Source organism: Streptomyces sp. NPDC001970 (assembly GCF_053594115.1).
The window spans coordinates 65,106-84,800 of the sequence record NZ_JBSFDW010000038.1 but is presented as its reverse complement, the minus strand read 5'-3'; the positions used below and the strand labels follow the sequence as shown (position 1 = coordinate 84,800).

Sequence of the window (19,695 nt, the reverse complement as noted above, 5' to 3'; positions counted from 1 at the left end):
TCCTTGAGCGCGTACATGGCGCCGTATTCGAACTCGCCGCCGAAGTCGCGGCCGACGGCCCACTGCTCGACGACGTCGAGTTCGCGGCCGAGCCGTCGCAGCAGCTCGAGGGCGTGGTCGACCTGGTCCTTGGGGGCGTCCGGCTTCATGGCGATGCGGATCTGGTGGTAGATCATGCTGACCTCATCCTCCGGGATACACGTAGACGCAACGGCTTGTTGCGTTTGACGCTAGCAAGGGCGAGGCGCTTATTGCAACGAGCTGGCGGGTTTGCTGTCGCCGGCGACCCTGGTCGGTAAATGCACCTAGGAGTGGCATCAAGGGTGTCCCGTCGCGTATTGTCGGAGAGTGATGACGAACTCTGTGCAGCGGCAGGTCAGGCATCTGCATGCCGATGCCGCGACGGCCCGGCCCGGCGGCCGGACGGCGCGTGTGGGCCAGGCGGTCATGGATGCGACCATCGCCGAACTGAGTGAGGTCGGCTATGCGGCGCTGCGGATCGACTCGGTGGCCGAGCGCGCAGGCGTGAACAAGACGACGATCTACCGGAGGTGGGGCGACAAGGCCGGCCTGGTGGCCACGGCGTTCATCGAGCGGCAGAGCGAGATCGCGCCGCCGCCGGACACCGGAGACCTGCGCGAGGACCTCATGGTGCACCTCGGGGAGATCCGCGAGGTGCTCTGCACCCCGTGGATCACCGCGCTCGTCCGGGAGGTCGGGCCTCGCACGTCGGAGAAGAACGACGTCCGCGAGGTGCTCGACAAGATCTGGCCGGAGCGCTTCAAGCTCTCCCGCACGATCTTCGTCCGGGCCATGGAGCGGGGCGACCTGCCTGCCGATGCCGATCCGGACTTCCTGCTGGAAGCACTCTCCGGACCGCTGTACTTCCGCTGGCTCATGCTCGGCCGCCCGCTCAGCGACGACTTCCTCGAGAAGACGGCCGATCTCGTGCTCAACGGCGCGGGCTCGGGAAGCGGCGCGGCGGGCGCCACGGCCCCGCCGGACTGACATGGCATTCCATGCACGTGCCCGGGCACGGCCACATGCCGGCAAGGGGGTTCAACGCCCGGCTGCGGACCCGCGGCCCCTCTCCTCAGAGGTCGCCGCGTTCGTGCGCCTCCTCTATCGCCGTGAGTGTCGCCTTCAGGTGGGTGAGGGTGAGCGCCACTGCGTCCTCGACCGCTCCCTTCCGGTAGAGGCCGAGCAGCGCGGCGTGTTCGGCGTTGGCCTCCTTGATCTGCGTCGGCCGCGAGCCGAGGGAAAGGGCGACGTAAGGGGCTGCGCTGTCACGCAGCCCGGCGAGGATCGTGGCGAGCCGGCTCGAGCCGTCGACCTCGCCGAAGACGGCGTGGAAGTCGCGGTTGAGCTCCACCCACCGGGAGATCTCGCAGGGCTCCTCCATGCGCTGCTGCAGCTCGGCGGCGCGGGCGAGCTGCTCCGGGGTGATCGCGGCGAACACGCGGCGCACCAGGAGGGGTTCGAGTGCCATGCGCAGCTCGTAGAGCTCACGGACCTCGGCCATGTCGAGGGACCGGACGAGCGCCCCCCGGTGGGGGTCGAAGACGACGAGCCCTTCCGTGGCGAGGTCCCGCAATGCCTCGCGGACCGGCGTCGTGCTCACCCCCAGCTGCTCGGCGAGCTCTGTCTGCACGAGCCGGTCGCCCCCGGCCAGGGTGCCGTCGAGCACGGCGGCGCGCAGGGCAGCGAGAGCGTACTCGTGGGCGGTGCGCTTGCGTGGCGGTGCGGCGATCTTGTCCCTCGGTGCCCGGCTTCTTCCTGCGCCACTTGTCTGATTCGGCGTCATACTCTTCCTGCCCATCTCTTATCCCGGACCTCCAGGGTGCGCGCCACGCCGGGCGAACTCCGCACGGATGCGACGGGGAGAGCTACCGAGGCGGAGCAGTGCCCACAGTAGAAGCCTCGCCTTTGCCGCGGGGAGCCACCCGGCCGGGACGGCGCCCCGGGAGATGAGGTCGGTTTCCGAGCCCGCGAAGCCATAGGTGTGTTCGGCGATGGGACCGGCACCGGTGCGCGTCGCCAGGACGACCGCCAACCGCCCGGTCGCCTTACCGACCGTCTCGGCGACCGGCGCGGGGACGTGCCCCGCTCCGAACGCGGCCAGTACGACCCCGTGGTAGCCCGCATCGGTGACCATCCCGAGCAGGTCTCCGGAATCGGCGAGGTGGGTCGTCAGCAGCGCCACGCGAGGATCGGCGTCCGCGTCGCCGACGGGCAGAGGCAGTGGCGAATGCCGTGCGGGCCGGTTGCCGTACACCGGCAGCCCTTCCACAAGCCGGCCCAGCGGGCCGAACACGGGGGAGCGGAACGCATCGGGTGCCATCGAGTCGCTCTTGACGACCCGCGCTGCCGCGTGGATCTCGTCGTTCATCACCGCGAGCACGCCCAGCTCACGCGAAGCCGGATGCGCGGCTGCGATGACCGACGCCATCAGGTTCGCGGGGCCGTCCGCGCCCGCTTGCACGGGGGAGCGCATGGCTCCGGTGACGACGAGGGGCTCTGGCCGGTCCCAGAGCAGATCGAGCAGATATGCCGTCTCCTCGAGGGTGTCGGTGCCCTGGACGAGAACGACGCCTTGGGCACCCCCGTCGACCGCTTTGCGCGCCCAGGCCAGCGCGCCGAGCACGTCGTCGTGGCCAAGTGACGCCCCGGGGAGGAGGGCCAGGGTGGTCGCCTCCAGCGAGGCGATCGCGTCGAGACCGGGGGCAGCGGTCAGCAGGTGACCGGCCTCCAGCGATGGCGTGATGCCGCTTCCCGGGCCCGAGGTCATCGTGATCGTCCCGCCGAGGGAGCCGACGGCGATCCGAGGCTGCTTCATCCCGCTCCTTCGGTTCAGAGTCTATGCATTGCAATCTACATTTTATAAAGTTCGGCGCGCCAGACGACCGAAGCATCATCAGCGTGAGTGGGAGAACCCATGGTTGGCGTGAGTGGAGAGTCCACGGTTGGCATACAGACGGACGCGGGCCCGGCAGGAGGGGCGCGCCTGACCAAGGTGGTGGCGCTCACCACGTTCGTCCTGCTCGCTGCGTCCTTCGTGATCAATGCGATGGACCGGCAGGTCCTGCCGGTGCTTCTGCCGGAGATCCGCGAGGAGTACGGTTTCACGCTCGCCCAGGGCGGCCTGCTGGCGACGGTGTTCACGCTCGGCATGGGCCTGGCGGGCGTGCCCACCGGCTACCTGCTCGACCGGCTCTCCCGCAAGGTGGTGATCCTGATCGGGATCGTCATCTACTCGGCGTTCACGATCCTCACCGCGGCGGCCGTCGGCTTCGCCGACATGTTCGCCTACCGTGCCCTGTCCGGCGTCGGTGAGGCGATGCAGACCGCGGCGCTGTTCTCGGCCGTGGGCGCGTACTTCGTCGCCAACCGTGCGCTGGCCCTCGGCGCTCTCAACTTCGCGTTCGGTCTCGGAGGTTTCCTCGGCCCGTTCCTGGGCGCCAAGCTGGGTGCCGCGTACGGCTGGCAAGTGCCGTTCTACGCGTACGGCGTGGCGGGACTGGTCTTCGTGGTGGCGATCACGCTCTTCGTCCGCAGACGGTTCACGGAGCAGGTCGAGGGCGTCGCCGACACCGGTGAGCTCCGTTCCTTCGACCACGTCTACCCCAACCTCTACAACCGCAACGTCCTGCTGCTGGGCGTGACCGCGGTGGTCGTGGTCCTCGCGATGTACGGCTATCTGGGCCTCTACCCGACGTTCCTGCAGGAGGTTCTGCACTTCACCAAGGAGGAGGCGGGCACGGCGGCCAGTATGTTCGGACTCGGCGCACTCTTCGGCCTGCCGGCGGGATACCTCGGCGACAGGGTGAACCAGAAGTGGGTGCTCATCACGGCGCTGCTCGCGGCTTGCGTCGTCGGCTACCTGATCTTCAACGGGCCGACCTCACCGGGAGCCCAGTACGCGCTGTCCGCCTGCGAGGGAGCGCTCGGCAGCGGCTTCTGCTTCGTCAACGTCTACTCCGCCACACAGCGCGCGGTCCGCCCCGAGATGATCGGCCGCGCGTCGGGCATCCTCGTGACCTGTGCCTACGTTCCCGCGTCCGTCGCGGGCTCGCTGTTCGCCGTGCTGGTGCAGAACCTCGGCTGGGGCGCGGCCGGCCTGATCCAACTGACCCTTCTGCCGCTGGTCGGCGTCGCGGCCATGCTGTTCGTCACTACGCGCCGGTTCTCCAACGCCCCTGTCCTGCCCGGCCACTGACTCGGGCAGCCCCGGCTTCACGGCCGGGGCTGCTCACACCCGCTGCGCATCCCGCCGGTCACACAGACCATTGGCGGTGCGGACCGACCGACTGGGGCATGCGCCCGAGGACCTCCACCACTTCCAGGAGCACGCCATGCCCGACGCCGACCTGCTGATCACCGGTGGAACCGTCGTCACCCCGGGCGGCGGCCGGCCCGCCAACATCGCCGCCAAGGACGGGGTGATCCGCTACATCGGCCCCGACCGGCCCTCCGCCCACCGAAGCGTCGACGCCACCGGGATGCTGCTGCTGCCCGGCGGCGTCGACACCCACGTCCACCTGATGGACCCCGGCAGCACCGACCGCGAGGACTTCCCCACGGGAACCGGCGCAGCCGCGGCCTCCGGCGTCACGACGATCATCGAGCACTCGCACGGCCAACCGGTACGGACGGTGCACGACCTGAGGAGCAAGCTCGCCCATCTGGCCGGGCGCTCCCACATCGACTTCGGGCTCGCGGCGCACGCCTGGCCCGGCCGCGCGGACGACGTGGCCGGTCTGTGGAAGGCGGGCGTGTCCTTCTTCAAGGTGTTCACCTGCACCACGCACGGTGTGCCCGGACACAGCGCGGCGGCACTCAGGACCCACCTCGAGGCCGCTGCGCTGAGCGGTGCCGTCAGCCTGCTGCACTGCGAGGACGAGTCGCTCACCAGCGCGGCGGAGGCGCTGCTGCGCGAGCAGGGACGCTGCGACAACGGACTGCTGCTCGACTGGCGGGGCCGCGACGCCGAACTCGTCGCGGCGGCAGTGGCGGCGCTGCTCGTCCGCCGCACCGGCGCCCGCGCCACCGTCGCGCACGTCAGCAACCCAGAGGTGGCGGCCTATGTCGCCGCCGAGCGCGCCCGCGGGGCGATGCTCGCGGCCGAGGCCTGCCCGCAGTACTTCCTCCTGCGCGAGGACGAGGTCCACGAGCACGGAGCGCTGCGGAAGTTCACCCCGCCGGCCAGGGCGCGTACGGCGGACGACGAGGCGCAGATGTGGCGGCTGCTGCGCGAGGGAGTGCTCACCCACATGTCCACGGACCACGCGCCCTCGACGCTCGAGCAGAAGCGCCAGGGGGACATGTGGAACGTCCACTTCGGACTTCCCGGTCTCGACAGCACGATGGCGCTGCTCCTCGACGCAGCGGCGCGAGGGCACCTTGCCTATGAGGACGTTGCCCGCGTCTACAGCGAGAACCCGGCCAGGACGTACGGGCTGTGGCCGCGCAAGGGCCGGCTCGCCGTCGGGTCGGACGCGGACCTGGTGCTCGTCGACCCTTCGGTGAAGCGCACCCTGCGCAACGCCGACGTGCTCTCCAAGGCCGGCTGGACGCCCTTCGACGGCCGTGAGGTGCTGGGCCAGGTCGCCCGCACCTACCTTCGCGGCGAACTCGTCGCGGAGTACGGCAAGCCGTTGCACGGGGCCTCCGGCCGGTTCCTGCCGGGTGCGGGAGCCTGGGGGAGGACCTGATCCTCCAGGCTCGATCGAGCGCCGCTGCCCCCTCGCCTTCGGCACACCGAGCAGTATCGCCGGCAGCTGGATCGGACCGCCACCACCGACGACTGCGTCGACCCGGCCCCGCCGCGAACGCGGCGGCAACCAGGGACACGGCCGTCCACGACGTGAGGTCACCCATGCGACGACCCGCTGACAGCCCCCTTCGGCCGTGCCGGAGCGAGGGCACCCGCACGGGTGCGGTGCTTCGGCCGTCCAGGGCGAGCGGCTGAACGGGGTTGAGGGGGCTGGGGTCGGGCGAAGGGCTCGGGATCCGCCTCCGCGGCACACATCGTGCGCCGGGGGCCACGGACCGTCGTGCTCAAGGGGAGTTCCTCAGGCGTGTGGGCAGGCCGAGGGGCCGCGATGCGGCGCACGGGCCCGGGGCTTGCCGGCGGAATCGGTGTCGCTGCTGTTCATCCGGCTGCGTCCGTGCCTGGCTGGGTTCGGTGTGTCGGCCGGGGGGACCGGCAGGCCCTTGGAGCGCGGGCTGCTATGCGGGGTGGGCGGGTACGGGGTGCAGGCGGTAGGTGGTGCGGTGGCTGCGTACGAGGCCTGCCGTGGGCGGGGGGAAGTGGCTGCCGAGCAGGAGTGTGTCGGTGTCGGCGAGGGCGGCGAGCAGGTCGCGGCGGGTCGCCTCGGCCTGGGCCGGGTCGATGTCGACGTGGCTGTGGATGTCGGGCTCGGCGAGCTGGACGGGGTGATGGATGCAGTCGCCGGTGATCAGGGCGGTTTCGCCCCGGCTGTTCAGCCGGACGGCGACCTGGCCGGGGGTGTGGCCGGGGGTGGGGAGGAGGGTGATGCCGGGCGCGATGTCCAGGCCGTCGGCGGGGACGTCGACGAGGTCGAGCAGGCCGTGGTCGTTGATGGGGTGGATGGAGTCGCGGAACATCTGCTTGCGGGCCTCCTCCATGTCCACCGATGCCCAGTAGTCCCATTCGGTGCGGCTGGCGATGTAGCGGGCGCCTGGGAAGGTGGGGATCCAGGTGCCTTCGTGGGAGCGGGTGTTCCATCCGACGTGGTCGGTGTGCAGGTGGGTGAGGACGACGATGTCGATCGTGTCGGGGGAGAAGCCGGCCTGCTCCAGGCGCGAGAGGTAGTCGGTGCGGAGTTGGTTCCAGGCGAGGTTGGCGCGGTCCTTGCCGTTGCCGATGCCGGTGTCGACGAGGATCCGCAGCCCGCCGGCCTCCAGTGCGAAGGTGTGGCTGGCCAGGCGCAGGACCCGATCGGCGCCGGCGAAGTCGGGCTGCAGCCAGGCGGAGCCGGCGACGACGTCGGGTGTTGCGCCTGGCAGGAGCCAGGGACCGGTCTGCGGGGGCAGTTCCACCTCGTCGATACGGCGGACGACGATGTCTCCCACGGTCCAGGAAGGGGTGGGGCTCTGCAGTGCGGGGGCTGTGTTCTGCGAGGTCATGAGATCTCTTTCCGGGAGCGGGCTGCGGTGGGGGAGCGCAGGAGCGGGGAGCCGTTCCTGCGGTGCGGACAACCTCGTCGTTAACGCTCAGATGTTGCGTTAACGATACCCCGCTCTCGCTACTAAGGCAAAGATTGTGCGTTAATGCCACTCGCGGCGAGCTTCGGCGCCTTAAGGCTCAATGTTTGCGTTAGTGCTCCGGGTCGCCTACCGTGGTACTAACGCGAATATTTAGCTCTTGGGTTGGTTCACCGCTCTGCGGGAGCCGAGGCGGCGCGCAGGCGCCGCCGCCCGGAAAGGATTTCGACCATGTCTGTTCCCCCGCTGTCGCCCGAAGGGGCCGCGGAGTCGGCGCTGCGCGCCGGGCTGTCACTGGGCAGCGACCGGCACGCCGTGGTGGCCGGGACGGCCCACCACATCCTCACCGTCATCAGCCGCCTGCGGGACCTCGACCTCGCGGAGATCCCCCCGGCCACCGCCTACCGCGTCCAGGGCCGGTGAATGTCATGAATCCCTATGAGCTGTCCCTGACCCAGGCGTCGGCGGCCATCGCCGAGGGGAGCCTGTCGCCGGTGGAACTGACCGAGTCGGTCCTGGCCCGCATCGACGCGGTCGATGCGGACGTCAACGCCTATGTCACCGTGGCCGCCGAGGCGGCGCGGGCCCAGGCCGCCGAAGCCGAGCAGGAGATCGCCGCAGGTCGCCGTCGCGGTCCGCTGCACGGCATTCCCATGGCGCTGAAGGACCTCATCGACACCGCGGGCATGGCCACCACGTCCAGCTCCGCCGTCCGCGCCGGTCGCGTGCCCGCCGGGGACAGTGTGGTGGCCACGCGGCTGAAGGAAGCCGGCGCCGTCCTGGTGGGCAAGGCCCACACCCATGAGTTCGCCTACGGCCTGACCACCCCGCAGACCCGCAACCCCTGGCAACTGGACCATGTGCCCGGCGGCTCCAGCGGCGGTTCGGCCGCCGCGGTGGCGGCGGGTGCGGCGACGTTCTCCCTGGGGACCGACACCGGCGGCTCCATCCGTGTCCCCTCCGCGCTGACCGGCGTGGTCGGACTCAAGCCCACCTACGGCCTGGTTCCCCGGCACGGGGTCGCCTCGCTGTCCTGGTCCCTGGACCACGTCGGCCCCATCGCCCGGACCGTGAAGGACGCCGGCCTCGTCCTGGACGCGCTCGCCGGCCACCACCCCGGTGACCCCGCCAGCCTCGACCACCCCTACGAGGCACACGTCTCCCGCCCGGGAGCGGGCCTGGAGGGCCTGCGCGTCGGCGTCCCCGTCAACTACTACTTCGACCACGTGGACCCGCAGGTGGAAGCCGCGGTACGCCAGGCCCTGGAAATCCTCGCGGACCTCGGCGCACGCCTGGTGGACGTGGAGATACCGATGAGCGAGTACATCCAGGCCACCCAGTGGGGGCTGATGGTCCCGGAGGCGACCGCCTACCACGAGCAGCACCTGCACACCACGCCCGAGCTCTACGGCCCGGACGTGCGGGTCCTGCTCGAAGCGGGCGCCCTGGTCCCCGCCACCGACTACCTGCGCGCCCAGCGCACCCGTACCCTCATGCGCGAGGAGTGGAACCGCCTCCTGCACGAGGTCGACGTCATCGCCGCTCCCACGGTCCCGGCCACTGCGGCCAGGGGCGGCCAGGAGACCTTCCGGTGGGCGGACGGAACCGTCGAAACCGTCTCCGACGCCTACGTGCGCCTCGCGGCTCCCGCCAACATCACCGGGCTGCCCGCCCTGTCCCTGCCCGCCGGCTTCGACTCGGCAGGTCTGCCCATCGGCCTGCAGCTGATCGGCCGCCCGTTCGGCGAGGCCACCGTGCTGCACGTCGCCGAGGCCTACGAGCAGGTCCGCGGCCCCGCTCCGCTCGCGGGCCGCCTGCCGGTCTGAGGTGGGACCGGACCGGGCGGTCCCGCGTACGGGCAAGCCCCGCCGCCGCAAGGCGAGCGGGGCAGCCCCATTTCTTGAAGCGAATGTTTAGCGTTAAGGTAGCGGTATGAGCTCACAGCCCCGACCCCGTCCAGGCGGGCGAAGCGCCCGCGTCCAGCAGTCGGTCCACCAGGCCGTCCGCGACCTGGAATCGGAACTCGGGCGCGCAGCGCTGACCGTTCCGCTCGTCGCCAAACGGGCCGGGGTCACCCCCTCGACGATCTATCGCCGATGGGGCGACATGCAGGAACTCCTCTCCGATGTGGCCGTGGAGCGGCTCCGCCCGGAAACGACCCCGGCCGACCTGGGAAGCCTGCGCGCCGACCTGGAAGCCTGGGCCGTGCAGTTCCTGGAGGAGATGTCCTCGACGGCAGGCCGCGCGTACATCCGCGACGCACTCGCCGGCGACCCGGACGGCAGCAACGCGGGCCAGTGCTCCGCCTACGCCTTCGAACATGCCGAGGCCATCCTCACCCGCGCACGCGAACGCGACGAGCCGGTGCCCGCCGTCGACGTGGTCATCGACCACGTGGTGGCGCCGATGATGTATCGCATCCTCTTCCGTCCCGGCCTGCTGGACGCCGACTACGCCCGCACGCTGGTGGACACAGCCCTGACACGGCTGATGCCCGTGCGCCACAGCGCCGCGTGAGGTTGTGACGCCGTGTGCGGCGCTCCGGTCGGCCCGCTCGGAATCCGGCGTGGACTGCTCCGGCCGCCGAGAGGCGGGGACGTGCAGCCGTCTCAAACCGATGGTGCTGCAGGCGAGTTGGAGCAGGCCCTGGTGGGGTCGGCGCCCATCTTGTCGCGCCTGCACAGGCGTTTGAGTCGGTGCAGCCGGGCGAAAGCGGGCTCGATGACCGGGAGGTTTTGCCCGGGCCGGAGCCGTGCGGGGTGCCGCGGCGGATGATCCCGGGAGTGATCCCCCGGGCGCGGAGGACGCGGCGGTCCTTGCCGAGTCGCAGCCCGGTCCGCGAACGCCGCCGGGGGCAGCCGACTGCAATGAGGGCCGTTCGCGGCGGCCGCGCGCCGTCCGGGCCGGCCTCGTTGGGGGCTGCCCAGGCCTGGGGCTCGTTCCGCAACGGCCGTCCGCAGCCGGGACCTTCGGCTTCCGCACACTCCGGCCGAGCCCAGGGAGCAGCCTTCCCGGGGCCGGCAGCCTTGTCGTCGTTCATCGGCTGGGACCTGACCCGACCGCTGCCCGCTAGCGGACAGGTGCGTCTGCGGCAATGGACGCGTATGGGTTCGCCCGAGTCGTCGACGGCTGGAACACGGACTCCCGGGCGGCTGAACGGCCGGAGTCGGCTCGCTCAGCGGGGCGCGGGTGACTGCACCCGCGGTACGCACGCAGTCTGGCGCGAAGTCATTCGCTGCCGTCCTCCGCCCAGATGGTGTTGCTCTTGAGCAGGGTGGAGATCTCCTGGGCGCATGCGTCGAGGATCGTCTTTCCCTTGGCCGCGCTGGCTCCGCGCGCGTCCCCGGCGACCCCGGAGGGGGAGACGGTCATGAAGGACCGGGAGACATGGACGGGATCGGTGTCCTGCGACTGGAGTCTGATCTCCGGTCCGACCGCTGTCTTCAGCTCTTGCTCGCGTACGAGCTCGGGTGCGATCTCCATGATCATGGAAGTCTCGCCTTCGCAGGCGTGCATGAGCCAGTCCTGGGTCTCCAGGGTGCGCTGGATGCTGCCCCAGCCGGCGGTGAAGTAGCTGGTCACGGCGATGTCCGCGGAAAGCTCTTCCGTAAGGTCGTTGACCAGGGCATTCAGGCCCGTGACGTTTCCCCCGTGTCCGTTCACGATCAGGATCTTGGAGAAGCCCGATCTGATGATGGAACGGCACAGATCGTGCAGCAGTGCCCGCAGAGTGCTCAAGGAGAGGGTGAACGTGCCCCCGAAAGCCATGTGGTGCTCGGCGAGTCCGGCCCAGATCGAGGGAGCGACCACCACGGGCCGGGTGTCGAGGGTGAGCCGTGCGGCGCGCAGGCACACCTCGCCGGCGAGGAAGTCGTCCACCCCGGTGGGCAGGTGGGGGCCGTGCTGCTCGGTCGATCCGATGGGCAGGAGAACGACGGCGTCAGCGGATGCCAGGTTGCGGAGTTCCGGGGCCGTCATGCGGTTCCAGGCAACTTCGGTCATGAGGGAGAGGCCTTCTTTCTCGAGGCTGAGGTTTGGCTGTGGCGGAGGGGCCGTACCGACGTACGCATGCTGGATGCGGCGTCGCGGGTGTCGCGCCGTTCCGGTGTCGACCGGGGGCATGCAGTCCGTTCACCTTCAGGGCGAAGCTGTGGCCGGCCAGATGCCGGATTCCGCGATCGTCGGCGAAGGAAGGGGTCCCGGCCGGGGCGCTTGAGCGACCACGTCGGGGGTGGCGCCGGTCAGAGCCGGTCTGCGGTAGGAGTTCGATCTCGTTCGGTGCGGTGTACGGCAAGGTCGCCCACGGTCAGGCCGTCGTGGGGTCACCGGAGTTGCGCGAGGGCTGAGGGAGAGTCATCGAGATTGCCCTTGGGAACCGGCGGGGGACGGGCAGGTGGCAAGAGCGGGCGTCAGGCAGGTGAGCGACGCAAGCCGTACGGAAGTGGTCGTGGTACCGGCGGTCCCTGGGCGGGGGAGCACGACCGCCGTGCTCCGGCGGGTCTGCATGCGCCCGGCCCTCAGGATCACCGCCAGAGCGGTCGTGCCCACGGCGGCCACCGCGCCGCCGAAGAGCAGTGTGGTGGTCAGCAGTCCGTAGCGCACGGTGAGCAGGCCGGCGAGTACGGCCGGCAGGCTCATGGCGAGATAGCTCAGTACGTAGTAGGCGGCCAGCGTGCTCGCGCGGTCTGCTTTGGTGACGCGGGGCAGAACGGTGTGCAGCGCTCCCTGGGACACCGCGCCGAAGCCGACACCGGCCAGGGACGTACCCACGAACAGCGCGGTCAGGCTGTTCACCTGCACGCTGAGCAGGATCAGGCCGACACCGGGGATGACCGCGCCGGCTCCGAGCGACAGGGGCGCAGTGGTGGCCGGCAGGCGGCGGACGGCCCATACGGACAGGACCGCGCTCGCGGTCAGCGTGAAGAAGATGAGGCCGCCGATGGCCTGCGGGGCGTTTGGGTCTATCAGCCGGGCGAGGCCTGGGCCCAGGGAGGAGGAGAATCCGCCGAGCGACCAGACGGCCACCACACTCGGGGCCGCGATGAGCATCGCCTGTCGCGCGGATGCGGGCACCCTTACCGCGGGACGCAGCGAGCGCAGTGCTCCTGGCCTGCGCCTGGCTGTCTCGGAGGTCAAGGTCAGAGCGAGAGACTGCAGCACGAACACACCCAGCAGTGTCAGATGCGCTGTTGGGCCGGGCGCCGGCACGAACTGGACCAGGAAAGTCGAGCCGAGGACGCCGATGGCCATACCGGCCATGGGGGCGACACTGTTGGTGAGGGCGGCCCTGCCGGCCCGCCCCGGATGCTCCAGTTCCATCAGCGCCGCGCCTACGGCGCTGGTGGCCATGCCGGTCGCGAGTCCTTGCAGTACGCGTGCGAGGAGCAATTGTCCGACCCCGCCGGCGGTGGCGATCAGCGCCATGGCCGAAGCCTCGACGGCGAGCGCGCCGACCAGCACCGGGCGGCGGCCGACATGGTCCGAGAGAGATCCGGTCATCAGCAGGGCCAGCAGCATGGCCATGGAATACGCGCTGAAGACGACCGTGAGGGTCAGAGAGGAGAAGCCCCACTGGTCCTGGTAGAGCGCATACAGGGGAGTGGGGGCGCTCGATGCGGCCAGCAGGGCGACCAGAATCGAGGCATCAAGTGCGAACGATGAGCGCCTGGCCAGTCGCGTACGGGGCTTGAGAGCTCCCGGGGCGGCGCGGTCCATGACTTCCTTCCATGAAGCTAAAGCAGTTTCTTTGCTTTAAGTCAGCGTATCCCCTGCGGACACTAAAAGCAAAGTATCCGCTTTAAGGCGTGGACGGGGCTGACGGGCCCGCTCGGCCGGTGGAAGGCAGGACGCACGTACACCACCGCAGATCTCGCCCCGGAGTCGGCCCGTTTGCCTCTGGGGGTCTGCCTTTGGGGCGCCGACCGTCCAAGATCGCCAAGCTTCTCAAGCACGTCTGCACGGCGCCGACCGAGGAGGCCCCCTGGACCGGTTCGCGGAGTTCGCTGACGCCTGGGGCCGGAAGTATCCGGTGATCGTGAAACTGTGGGAGAACGCGTGGGAGGAGTTCACTCCGTTCCCGCGGTTCGACACGGAGATCCGCCGGATCGTCTGCACCACCAATGCGATCGAGTCGGTCAACGCCCGCATCCGGCGAGCGGTCAAGGCCCGCGGTCACTTCCCGAATGAGCAGGCCGCGTTGAAGTGCTTCTACATGGCGATCATGTCGCTCGACCCCACCGGCAAGGGCCAGGCCCGCTTGACGATGCGCTGGAAGACCGCGCTGAACGCCTTCGGCCTCACCGTCGACGGACGGCTCCCAGGGGCCCGTCAGTAACCATCAACCACCCCAGTTGCACCGCTCGCTCGTTTGACAGACCCCCCTGGCAGCGCAGCTCGATCACGGGTGTCTCCCACGGCAGCGTCGCCGCGAATGGGGCGGCCTGCTGCTCGTCCTCGGCGAGGCGGAAGCCGCCGCCGACGGTGAACCGGTCGAAGACGACGGCACCTTCGTGCTCGCCGTCGCGCGTCTCCGCCTCAACGCGGGCGAGGAGTTCCAGACTGATGTGCTCGATGTCGAAGGCGGCATCGCCGCCCTTGAGGCGGACCTCGCCGGTGAGGTTGCCCCCGGGCTGCACGGCTCCCGGGGCAAGGGCCGTATTCACGGCCGGGCCGCCGACGCCGGGCGAACCGAGCAGTCGTTTGAACGCCATCGGAGCGTTCGCTCCTTCGTTGCTGCGTGCGGAAACACCCGGGAACACCCCGGATGGCCCTGGCGTTATCTACAGACATGTAGAAGCATAAGGGCAGTGCGTCCCTTGCGGGCGGCCGACGCGGAAGGCTGGGCGGCAAAGTCCCAAAGACCTCGCGCAGGACCGGCCATAGGGGGCCGGTCGGCTACTTTGCCTACCCTTTACCATGGTTTCGCGGACACTGTTCCGCCACGAACCAGCCAACACGGACCGCAGCGTCCGTCGAGTCATGAAGGAGCAGCAGACCCACAATGGGTGAACCTCCCAGTCCCAGCCGTGCCGCATCCCGCCCGCTCACCGTTGAGGGATCGGGGGTGGCACGGTGACCGAACTCTTGTTGCTGCTCCTCGCTTTCGCGCTGACGCTGGCGTGTGCCGTGTTCGTCGCGGCCGAGTTCTCGCTGACCACGGTCGAGCGCAGTGAGCTGGAACGCGCCGCCGAGGCCGGTGAGCGCGGCGCCGAGGGCGCGCTGAAGGCCGCGAAGCGCCTGACGTTCCAGCTGTCCGGTGCCCAGTTGGGCATCACCGTGACGTCGCTGGTTATCGGCATGCTCGCCGAGCCGTCCGTGGCGGCCCTGCTGCGCGGTCCGCTCGAAGCCGTGGGTCTTCCCGCAGGGGCTGTGTCGTCGGTGGCCACGATCCTCGGCGTTGTGCTCTCCACCGTGGTGCTGATGGTGGTCGGCGAGCTGGTCCCCAAGAACTGGGCGATCTCCCGGCCGCTGGCCGTGGCCAAGGTCGTCGCCGGTCCCCAGCGCGGCTTCACCGCCGCGTTCGCACCGCTGATCCGGCACCTGAACAACACCGCCAACCGCCTGGTTCACCGATTCGGCCTGGAACCCCAGGAGGAGCTGGCCTCGGCCCGCACGCCCGAGGAGCTCGTCGCGCTCGTGCAGCACTCGGCAAGCCAGGGCGCGATCGAGGCGGACTCGGCCGAGCTGTTTGTCCGCACCCTGCACCTGGGCGAGCTGACCGCGGAGAACGTGATGTCGCCCCGCATCGACGTCCGGGCCCTCGAGGTCCACGCCACCGCCGCGGACGCCGCGAACCTTACGCTGGCCACCGGCCTTTCCCGGTTCCCCGTCTACCGCGACACCCTCGACGAGGTGATCGGCACCATCCACATCCGCGACGTCCTCGCCCTGGACGAGGACAAGCGCCCCCTCACCCCGGTCGCCGACCTCTCCACCGATCCGCTGCTGGTGCCGCACTCCCTGCCCGTGGACAAGCTTCTGGGACGGCTGCGCAAGGCCCGCACCATGGCCATCGTCATCGACGAATACGGCGGCACCGCGGGAGTCGTCACGGTCGAGGACATCGTCGAGGAAGTCGTCGGCGAGGTCCGTGACGAGCACGACCCGCACGAGATACCCGACCTGATCGCCGTCGAGCCGTCACCGGACGGCCGTGCCGTGTGGGAGGCCGACGGCAGCGTCCGCCTCGACGAGCTCGAACAGCTCGGCTTCACCGCCCCCGAGGGCCCCTACGAGACGCTGGCCGGCCTGATCGCCACCTATCTGGAGCGCATCCCGACCGTGGCCGACCGCCTCGACGTCGACGGCTGGCAGTTGGCCGTGCTCCATGTCGAGCACCACCGGGCGGACCGTGTCCGCATCACCGCTGCCGTCACCGCCATGGAGAGCGTGGAGGCGACCCGATGACCACCCTGCAGCTTCTGATCGGTGCCTTCACCCTGGTCACCAACGCGTTCTTCGTGGGCGCGGAGTTCGCGCTGATCTCCGTGCGCCGCAGTCAGATCGAACCGGCCGCGCTCAAGGGCGACCGCCGGGCGAAGATCACACTGTGGGGCATCGAGCACCTGTCCGCGATGATGGCCACGGCCCAGCTCGGCATCACCGTCTCATCGCTGGTGCTCGGCGCGGTCGCGGAACCGGCCATCGCGCACCTGCTGGAGCCGCCGTTCCACGCGATCGGCGTGCCCGACGCGCTGATCCACCCCATCGCGTTCGTCATCGCCCTGACCCTGGCCACGTACCTGCACATGCTGGTCGGCGAGATGGTCCCGAAGAACATTGCGCTCGCCGCCCCGGCCCCGACCGCGCTGCTCCTCGGCCCGCCGCTGGTCGCCCTCACCCGCGCCCTGCGGCCCGTGATCTTCGGGATCAACGCGTTCGCCAACGCCCTGCTGCGGCTGATGAAGGTCGAACCGAAGGACGAGGTCGCCTCCGTCTTCACCGACGACGAACTCGCCCGGCTGGTCAAGGACTCCAGCGCCGCCGGCCTGCTCGACCCCGAGGACGGCGAACGGCTCCAGGACGCGCTCGAACTGGGCACCCGCCCGGTCGGCGAAGTGATGGTGCCGCTGGACAAGGTCGTCACCGTCGGCCACGACATCACCCCGCAGGGCCTGGAACGGGCTGCCGCCGCCAACGGCTTCTCCCGCCTCCCGGTCGTCGGCCCCGGCGAGGAGATCCTGGGCTACCTCCACATCAAGGACGCCCTCGGCGCCGCCGACCGCACCCGCCCCTTCGCGCGCGCGGCCCTGCACCCGATCACCAAGGTCGCCATCGACACCCCGCTGGACGACACGATGACCGCCATGCGCGCGGCAGGCACCCACCTCGCCGCCGTCACCGGCAACAAGGGCACCGTCATAGGCTTCGTCACCATGGAAGACGTCCTGGAGGAACTCGTCGGACCCACACCCGACACCGTGGCCTGACACGCCGGCAGCCGACCAGTGGCCGGCACCCGACCCGGGTACCGGCCACTGACCTAGCCACCGGCGCGGGCGCGCCCGCACACCGCGGCGACGAGGCGCGGCCCGTGTCCGGCGTTCTGTTACGGGGCGTTTCCATCAGTACTTGACGAAACCCTCAGTCGCGCGTCGGGCTGCCGGGGCGGGCGACGGTCGTGCCTTTGATGACCTGTGGCGCTTCTGCGTTCGCGGCGTCGCCGCCATCGGCGGACTTCATCGCCGCTTCTCGCTCTTGAGAACCCATGAGCCATGCCAGCGCCCTCTCCACGTCCCGCGCCGCTACCGACGAAGGCGGCAGCCGGACCCACCGTGCCCGGCCCGTAGCGCACGTTCAGAGCGTCGATGACCGGCTCCACGTGCAGCCGCCTCGCGGCCGAGATCCAGCGTCAGCTGAGTGGGTGCCAGCGCAGCATCAACGGCCTCGGCGACGAGGGCAATCCTCCGCATCCGGGCACGCTGCAGCCCGAGTACGTCGAGGACGGCGTATACCACCTGACGCAGCTCGTCAGTGTGCGCCGAGCTCGTCCGCAGCCTCCGGGTCTTGGCGAGGTCCCGCTGGTCGGCCGTGCGCACCACGACGGTGACCGATCGCGCGGCCTGCCGGCGGGACCGGAGGAGGGCGCCGAGCTCGGTGATCGGACGCAAAGCTGTGGCGCGGGCCTCCCAACCATCGAGCACGTCCGCGGGGAAGTCGGCCCGGACGCTCACCGACTCCGCTGCTCGGCCCGCCACGACTGCGCGGTGATCGATCCCGCGGGAACGTTCATGCGGCGCGCGCCCGGACCGTCCCAGGATCCGCAGAACGGTGGCCGCGTGTAGTTCAGCGAGCTGCCCGATGGATTCCGGGGCCGTGCCTGGGCTCCTCCTATGGCTGCAGGGGGTCGGGACACGAGGCGTCCGACTGTGTCATCGTCCATCCGTGCCCGAGCACCTGGATACTCGTGTGTGGGGAGCGTTGCGCATTGACGGGAGGAGCCGCAGGGGCGCCGTCCCGATTCGCGTCCGCGGGCTGCGCGGCGGGCGGCAGAGCCACGTGAGCCACCGTGCACGCCAACTGCCGCATGGCCAGGTGGCTGAGGGGAGGGACATCTTTGGGGAGCTGGATGGAGAAGGTGTGGTCGCTGCCGATCGCCACGTCCGGTGCATCCGTCAGGCGGGGCAGCTCCGTGGTGGCCGTCACGGCCTCGCTTGTCGTCGGTCCGCCGAACAGCTGGCCCACGACGGTCCCGAGGTCCGCAGTATCGCCGATCTTGCGGGGATAAGCCGTCAGATCACCGTCGTCCAGGAAATAGAGGGAGACGACGACCGGCACCGAGGGCTTCGGACTGGGGGAGAACATGCCGCTCGCCGGTTCGCCGGCCTGGATGACGTCGGACGGGGGGACTCCGCACGACGTCAGCGTGAGCGCGGCCGCGAGCCCGACCAGCAGCGCCGTCACGCGCGAGCCCTTCACCGGGCACCCGCGGTGGAGTCGTGGTCGGCGGCTGCGATGTCGCGGTGCAGGGGGAGTTCGACCGTGAACGCCGTTCCGCCCTCGGAAAGGTTGGCGGCGCTGATGCGTCCTCCGTGCAGGTGCACGTTCTCCGCAGTGATGGCCAGGCCCAGTCCGCTGCTCTCGCTTCTGGTCCGTGTGGTGCTCGCCTTGTAGAAGCGCTCGAAGATGTGTGGCAAGGCTTCCTTGGCGATGCCCGGTCCGTTGTCGGTCACCTCGATGACGGCCCACGCCACGTCCGCTCGCTCCGATCTCACGCTCATGGTCAGCCGCACCGGCGGCGCCCCGTGCCGCAGCGCGTTGCCGACCAGATTGGCCATCACCACGTCGAGCCGGCGCGGGTCCACGCGCGTGCGGAGCACGCCCGGTCGGGGCAGGTGGGTCTCCACTTGGCTCTGCCACCCCCGAGCGGCGAGGGTGTGCTGTACGAACTCGGCCAGGTCGATCTCGTCCAGGCTGAGTTCGGCCGCGCCCGCGTCGAAGCGGGAGATTTCCATCAGGTCGTTCACCAGCCCGCTCAGCCGACTGGTTCCCTCACTGATGAGCCGCAACGCCTCGCCGGTATCCCGGTTCAAGTGCAGCGCGTTCTCGTCCAGCACGTCGGTGACCGCTGACATCGCCGCCAGCGGCGTCCGCAGTTCGTGGGAGACGTCCGCGACGAAGCGGCGCGCCTGGGCCTCCAGGCGGCGCAACTCCGCGACCGAAAGCTCCAGGGCTGCCGCCGTGTGGTTGAAGGACCTCGAGAGGTCGGCCAGTTCGTCGGAACCGTTGACGACCAGCCGGACGTCGAGGTGCCCCTCGGCCATCCGACGTGTCGCCCGGCGCAACGCCCGTACGGGACGGAGTACGCCGCTCGCGGCCAGCAGCGCCAGGACGACGGCGAGGCCCAGTGCCACCAGGGTGGCGTGCTCGATGGCGCTGACCATCGCTTCGACATAGGCCTGTTCGGTGTTCTGCGGCACCACCAGGTACATCACCATCCCCGAGAGCCTGGACTCCGTGCCGTTGCCGCTGTTGTACGTGACCGGCATTCCGACGACGAGGTAGGGATGCCCGTCGGCGTTCACCCGCTGGAACACCGCGACGCGTTTGGTGTCCACGGACCGGCGCAGTTCCGGGCTGAGCTTGTCGAAGTCGGCACTCGGCGCGTAGGCGCGGAGGCTGCCGTACGTGGCCAGTACCCGCCGCCCTTGTGACTGGTTGGCCTGGAGTACCTGGTTCACCGCCTTCTGCAAGTGGCTCTGGCTCGGCGCCGGGGGAATGTCGACAACCACGGCGTCGACGCTGGTCCGGAACTGCCGGATGACGGAGTCCTGGCTCTGCTGCAGCACCCCCGTGCGCGCCTCCCGGAAGGCGACGGCTCCGGTGCTCAGGGCACTGGCCATGGCCACCAGGACGAAGGCCACCACCAGGCGGGAGCGCAGGCCCCGCAGCGGAAGCGGGACCTTCGCCAGGACCGACTGATAGAACCTCGCCGGCCTGGGGCCCTGCCCGGCTGCGACGGCCTCGCGC

Annotated in this window: 17 protein-coding genes and 2 pseudogenes; 9 read left to right on the top strand and 10 right to left on the bottom strand. The window is 70.1% G+C overall.

The features are described 5' to 3' along the window. The coding region (locus ACWCP0_RS33960; protein ID WP_451082603.1) for a Dabb family protein at positions 1–176 on the bottom strand (176 nt) is incomplete at its 3' end. A 175-nt stretch (positions 177–351) separates the two neighbouring features. On the opposite strand from ACWCP0_RS33960, the gene ACWCP0_RS33955 reads away from it, so the two are divergent. Then, positions 352–1,008, top strand: coding sequence for a TetR/AcrR family transcriptional regulator (locus tag ACWCP0_RS33955; protein ID WP_451082594.1), 657 nt, complete (start codon positions 352–354; stop codon positions 1,006–1,008). A gap of 85 nt (positions 1,009–1,093) precedes the next feature. On the opposite strand, the gene ACWCP0_RS33950 is transcribed toward ACWCP0_RS33955, so the two are convergent. Beyond that, positions 1,094–1,804 (bottom strand): GntR family transcriptional regulator, encoded by a 711-nt coding sequence (locus ACWCP0_RS33950; protein ID WP_451082593.1) that lies wholly within the window; start codon positions 1,802–1,804, stop codon positions 1,094–1,096. 18 nt (positions 1,805–1,822) lie between these two features. Then, the gene (locus ACWCP0_RS33945) at positions 1,823–2,836 is read right to left on the bottom strand and encodes an asparaginase (protein WP_451082592.1); all 1,014 of its coding nucleotides are present in this window, start codon (positions 2,834–2,836) and stop codon (positions 1,823–1,825) included. Between the two features lie 108 nt (positions 2,837–2,944). Between ACWCP0_RS33945 and ACWCP0_RS33940 the strand changes: the two genes are divergently transcribed. Together ACWCP0_RS33940 and ACWCP0_RS33935 are read left to right on the top strand one after the other, a co-directional pair. Then, the gene (locus ACWCP0_RS33940) at positions 2,945–4,216 is read left to right on the top strand and encodes an MFS transporter (RefSeq protein WP_451082591.1); all 1,272 of its coding nucleotides are present in this window, start codon (positions 2,945–2,947) and stop codon (positions 4,214–4,216) included. 76 nt (positions 4,217–4,292) lie between these two features. Next, entirely contained in the window at positions 4,293–5,711 is a 1,419-nt protein-coding gene (locus tag ACWCP0_RS33935) for a dihydroorotase (RefSeq protein WP_451082590.1), read from the top strand. Between the two features lie 517 nt (positions 5,712–6,228). On the opposite strand, the gene ACWCP0_RS33930 is transcribed toward ACWCP0_RS33935, so the two are convergent. Beyond that, positions 6,229–7,149 carry an MBL fold metallo-hydrolase gene (locus ACWCP0_RS33930; protein ID WP_451082589.1) on the bottom strand — a complete coding sequence of 307 codons (921 nt, stop codon included), beginning with the start codon at positions 7,147–7,149 and terminating at the stop codon, positions 6,229–6,231. A 309-nt stretch (positions 7,150–7,458) separates the two neighbouring features. Here ACWCP0_RS33930 and ACWCP0_RS33925 point away from each other — a divergent pair, with 309 nt between their 5' ends. The 3 genes from ACWCP0_RS33925 to ACWCP0_RS33915 all read left to right on the top strand — a co-directional run bounded on the left by ACWCP0_RS33925 (position 7,459) and on the right by ACWCP0_RS33915 (position 9,744). Then, on the top strand, positions 7,459–7,650 hold the full coding sequence (locus tag ACWCP0_RS33925) for a hypothetical protein (RefSeq protein WP_451082588.1): 192 nt from the start codon (positions 7,459–7,461) through the stop codon (positions 7,648–7,650). Between the two features lie 5 nt (positions 7,651–7,655). After that, complete coding sequence (locus ACWCP0_RS33920) at positions 7,656–9,053, top strand: amidase (protein ID WP_451082587.1); 1,398 nt, start codon at positions 7,656–7,658, stop codon at positions 9,051–9,053. Between the two features lie 106 nt (positions 9,054–9,159). After that, positions 9,160–9,744 carry a TetR/AcrR family transcriptional regulator gene (locus ACWCP0_RS33915; protein ID WP_451082586.1) on the top strand — a complete coding sequence of 195 codons (585 nt, stop codon included), beginning with the start codon at positions 9,160–9,162 and terminating at the stop codon, positions 9,742–9,744. A 711-nt stretch (positions 9,745–10,455) separates the two neighbouring features. Here ACWCP0_RS33915 and ACWCP0_RS33910 read toward each other — a convergent pair. Next, the gene (locus tag ACWCP0_RS33910; RefSeq protein WP_451082585.1) at positions 10,456–11,229 is read right to left on the bottom strand and encodes a creatininase family protein; all 774 of its coding nucleotides are present in this window, start codon (positions 11,227–11,229) and stop codon (positions 10,456–10,458) included. A 351-nt stretch (positions 11,230–11,580) separates the two neighbouring features. After that, positions 11,581–12,942 carry an MFS transporter gene (locus tag ACWCP0_RS33905; protein ID WP_451082584.1) on the bottom strand — a complete coding sequence of 454 codons (1,362 nt, stop codon included), beginning with the start codon at positions 12,940–12,942 and terminating at the stop codon, positions 11,581–11,583. A 227-nt stretch (positions 12,943–13,169) separates the two neighbouring features. On the opposite strand from ACWCP0_RS33905, the pseudogene ACWCP0_RS33900 reads away from it, so the two are divergent. After that, a pseudogene (locus tag ACWCP0_RS33900) lies at positions 13,170–13,561 on the top strand (transposase); the annotation flags it as partial. 46 nt (positions 13,562–13,607) lie between these two features. Here the strand turns inward: ACWCP0_RS33900 and ACWCP0_RS33895 are convergent. Then, positions 13,608–13,937 (bottom strand): annotated as a pseudogene (locus tag ACWCP0_RS33895) (sporulation protein); the annotation flags it as partial. A gap of 361 nt (positions 13,938–14,298) precedes the next feature. Here ACWCP0_RS33895 and ACWCP0_RS33890 point away from each other — a divergent pair. After that, entirely contained in the window at positions 14,299–15,633 is a 1,335-nt protein-coding gene (locus ACWCP0_RS33890; RefSeq protein WP_451082583.1) for a hemolysin family protein, read from the top strand. Further along, positions 15,630–16,655, top strand: a complete 1,026-nt coding sequence (locus ACWCP0_RS33885) for a hemolysin family protein (RefSeq protein ID WP_451082582.1) — start codon at positions 15,630–15,632, stop codon at positions 16,653–16,655. Before ACWCP0_RS33890 ends, ACWCP0_RS33885 begins: the two co-directional genes overlap by 4 nt. Positions 16,656–16,970: 315 nt before the next feature. On the opposite strand, the gene ACWCP0_RS33880 is transcribed toward ACWCP0_RS33885, so the two are convergent. The 3 genes from ACWCP0_RS33880 to ACWCP0_RS33870 form a co-directional block, all read right to left on the bottom strand. Then, positions 16,971–17,369, bottom strand: coding sequence for a DinB/UmuC family translesion DNA polymerase (locus ACWCP0_RS33880; protein WP_451082602.1), 399 nt, complete (start codon positions 17,367–17,369; stop codon positions 16,971–16,973). A gap of 187 nt (positions 17,370–17,556) precedes the next feature. Further along, positions 17,557–18,129, bottom strand: coding sequence for a hypothetical protein (locus ACWCP0_RS33875; RefSeq protein WP_451082581.1), 573 nt, complete (start codon positions 18,127–18,129; stop codon positions 17,557–17,559). Between the two features lie 11 nt (positions 18,130–18,140). Further along, positions 18,141–19,568: a sensor histidine kinase gene (locus tag ACWCP0_RS33870; protein ID WP_451082601.1), complete on the bottom strand. Its 1,428-nt coding sequence runs from the start codon at positions 19,566–19,568 to the stop codon at positions 18,141–18,143. Between the last annotated feature and the right edge of the window lie 127 nt (positions 19,569–19,695).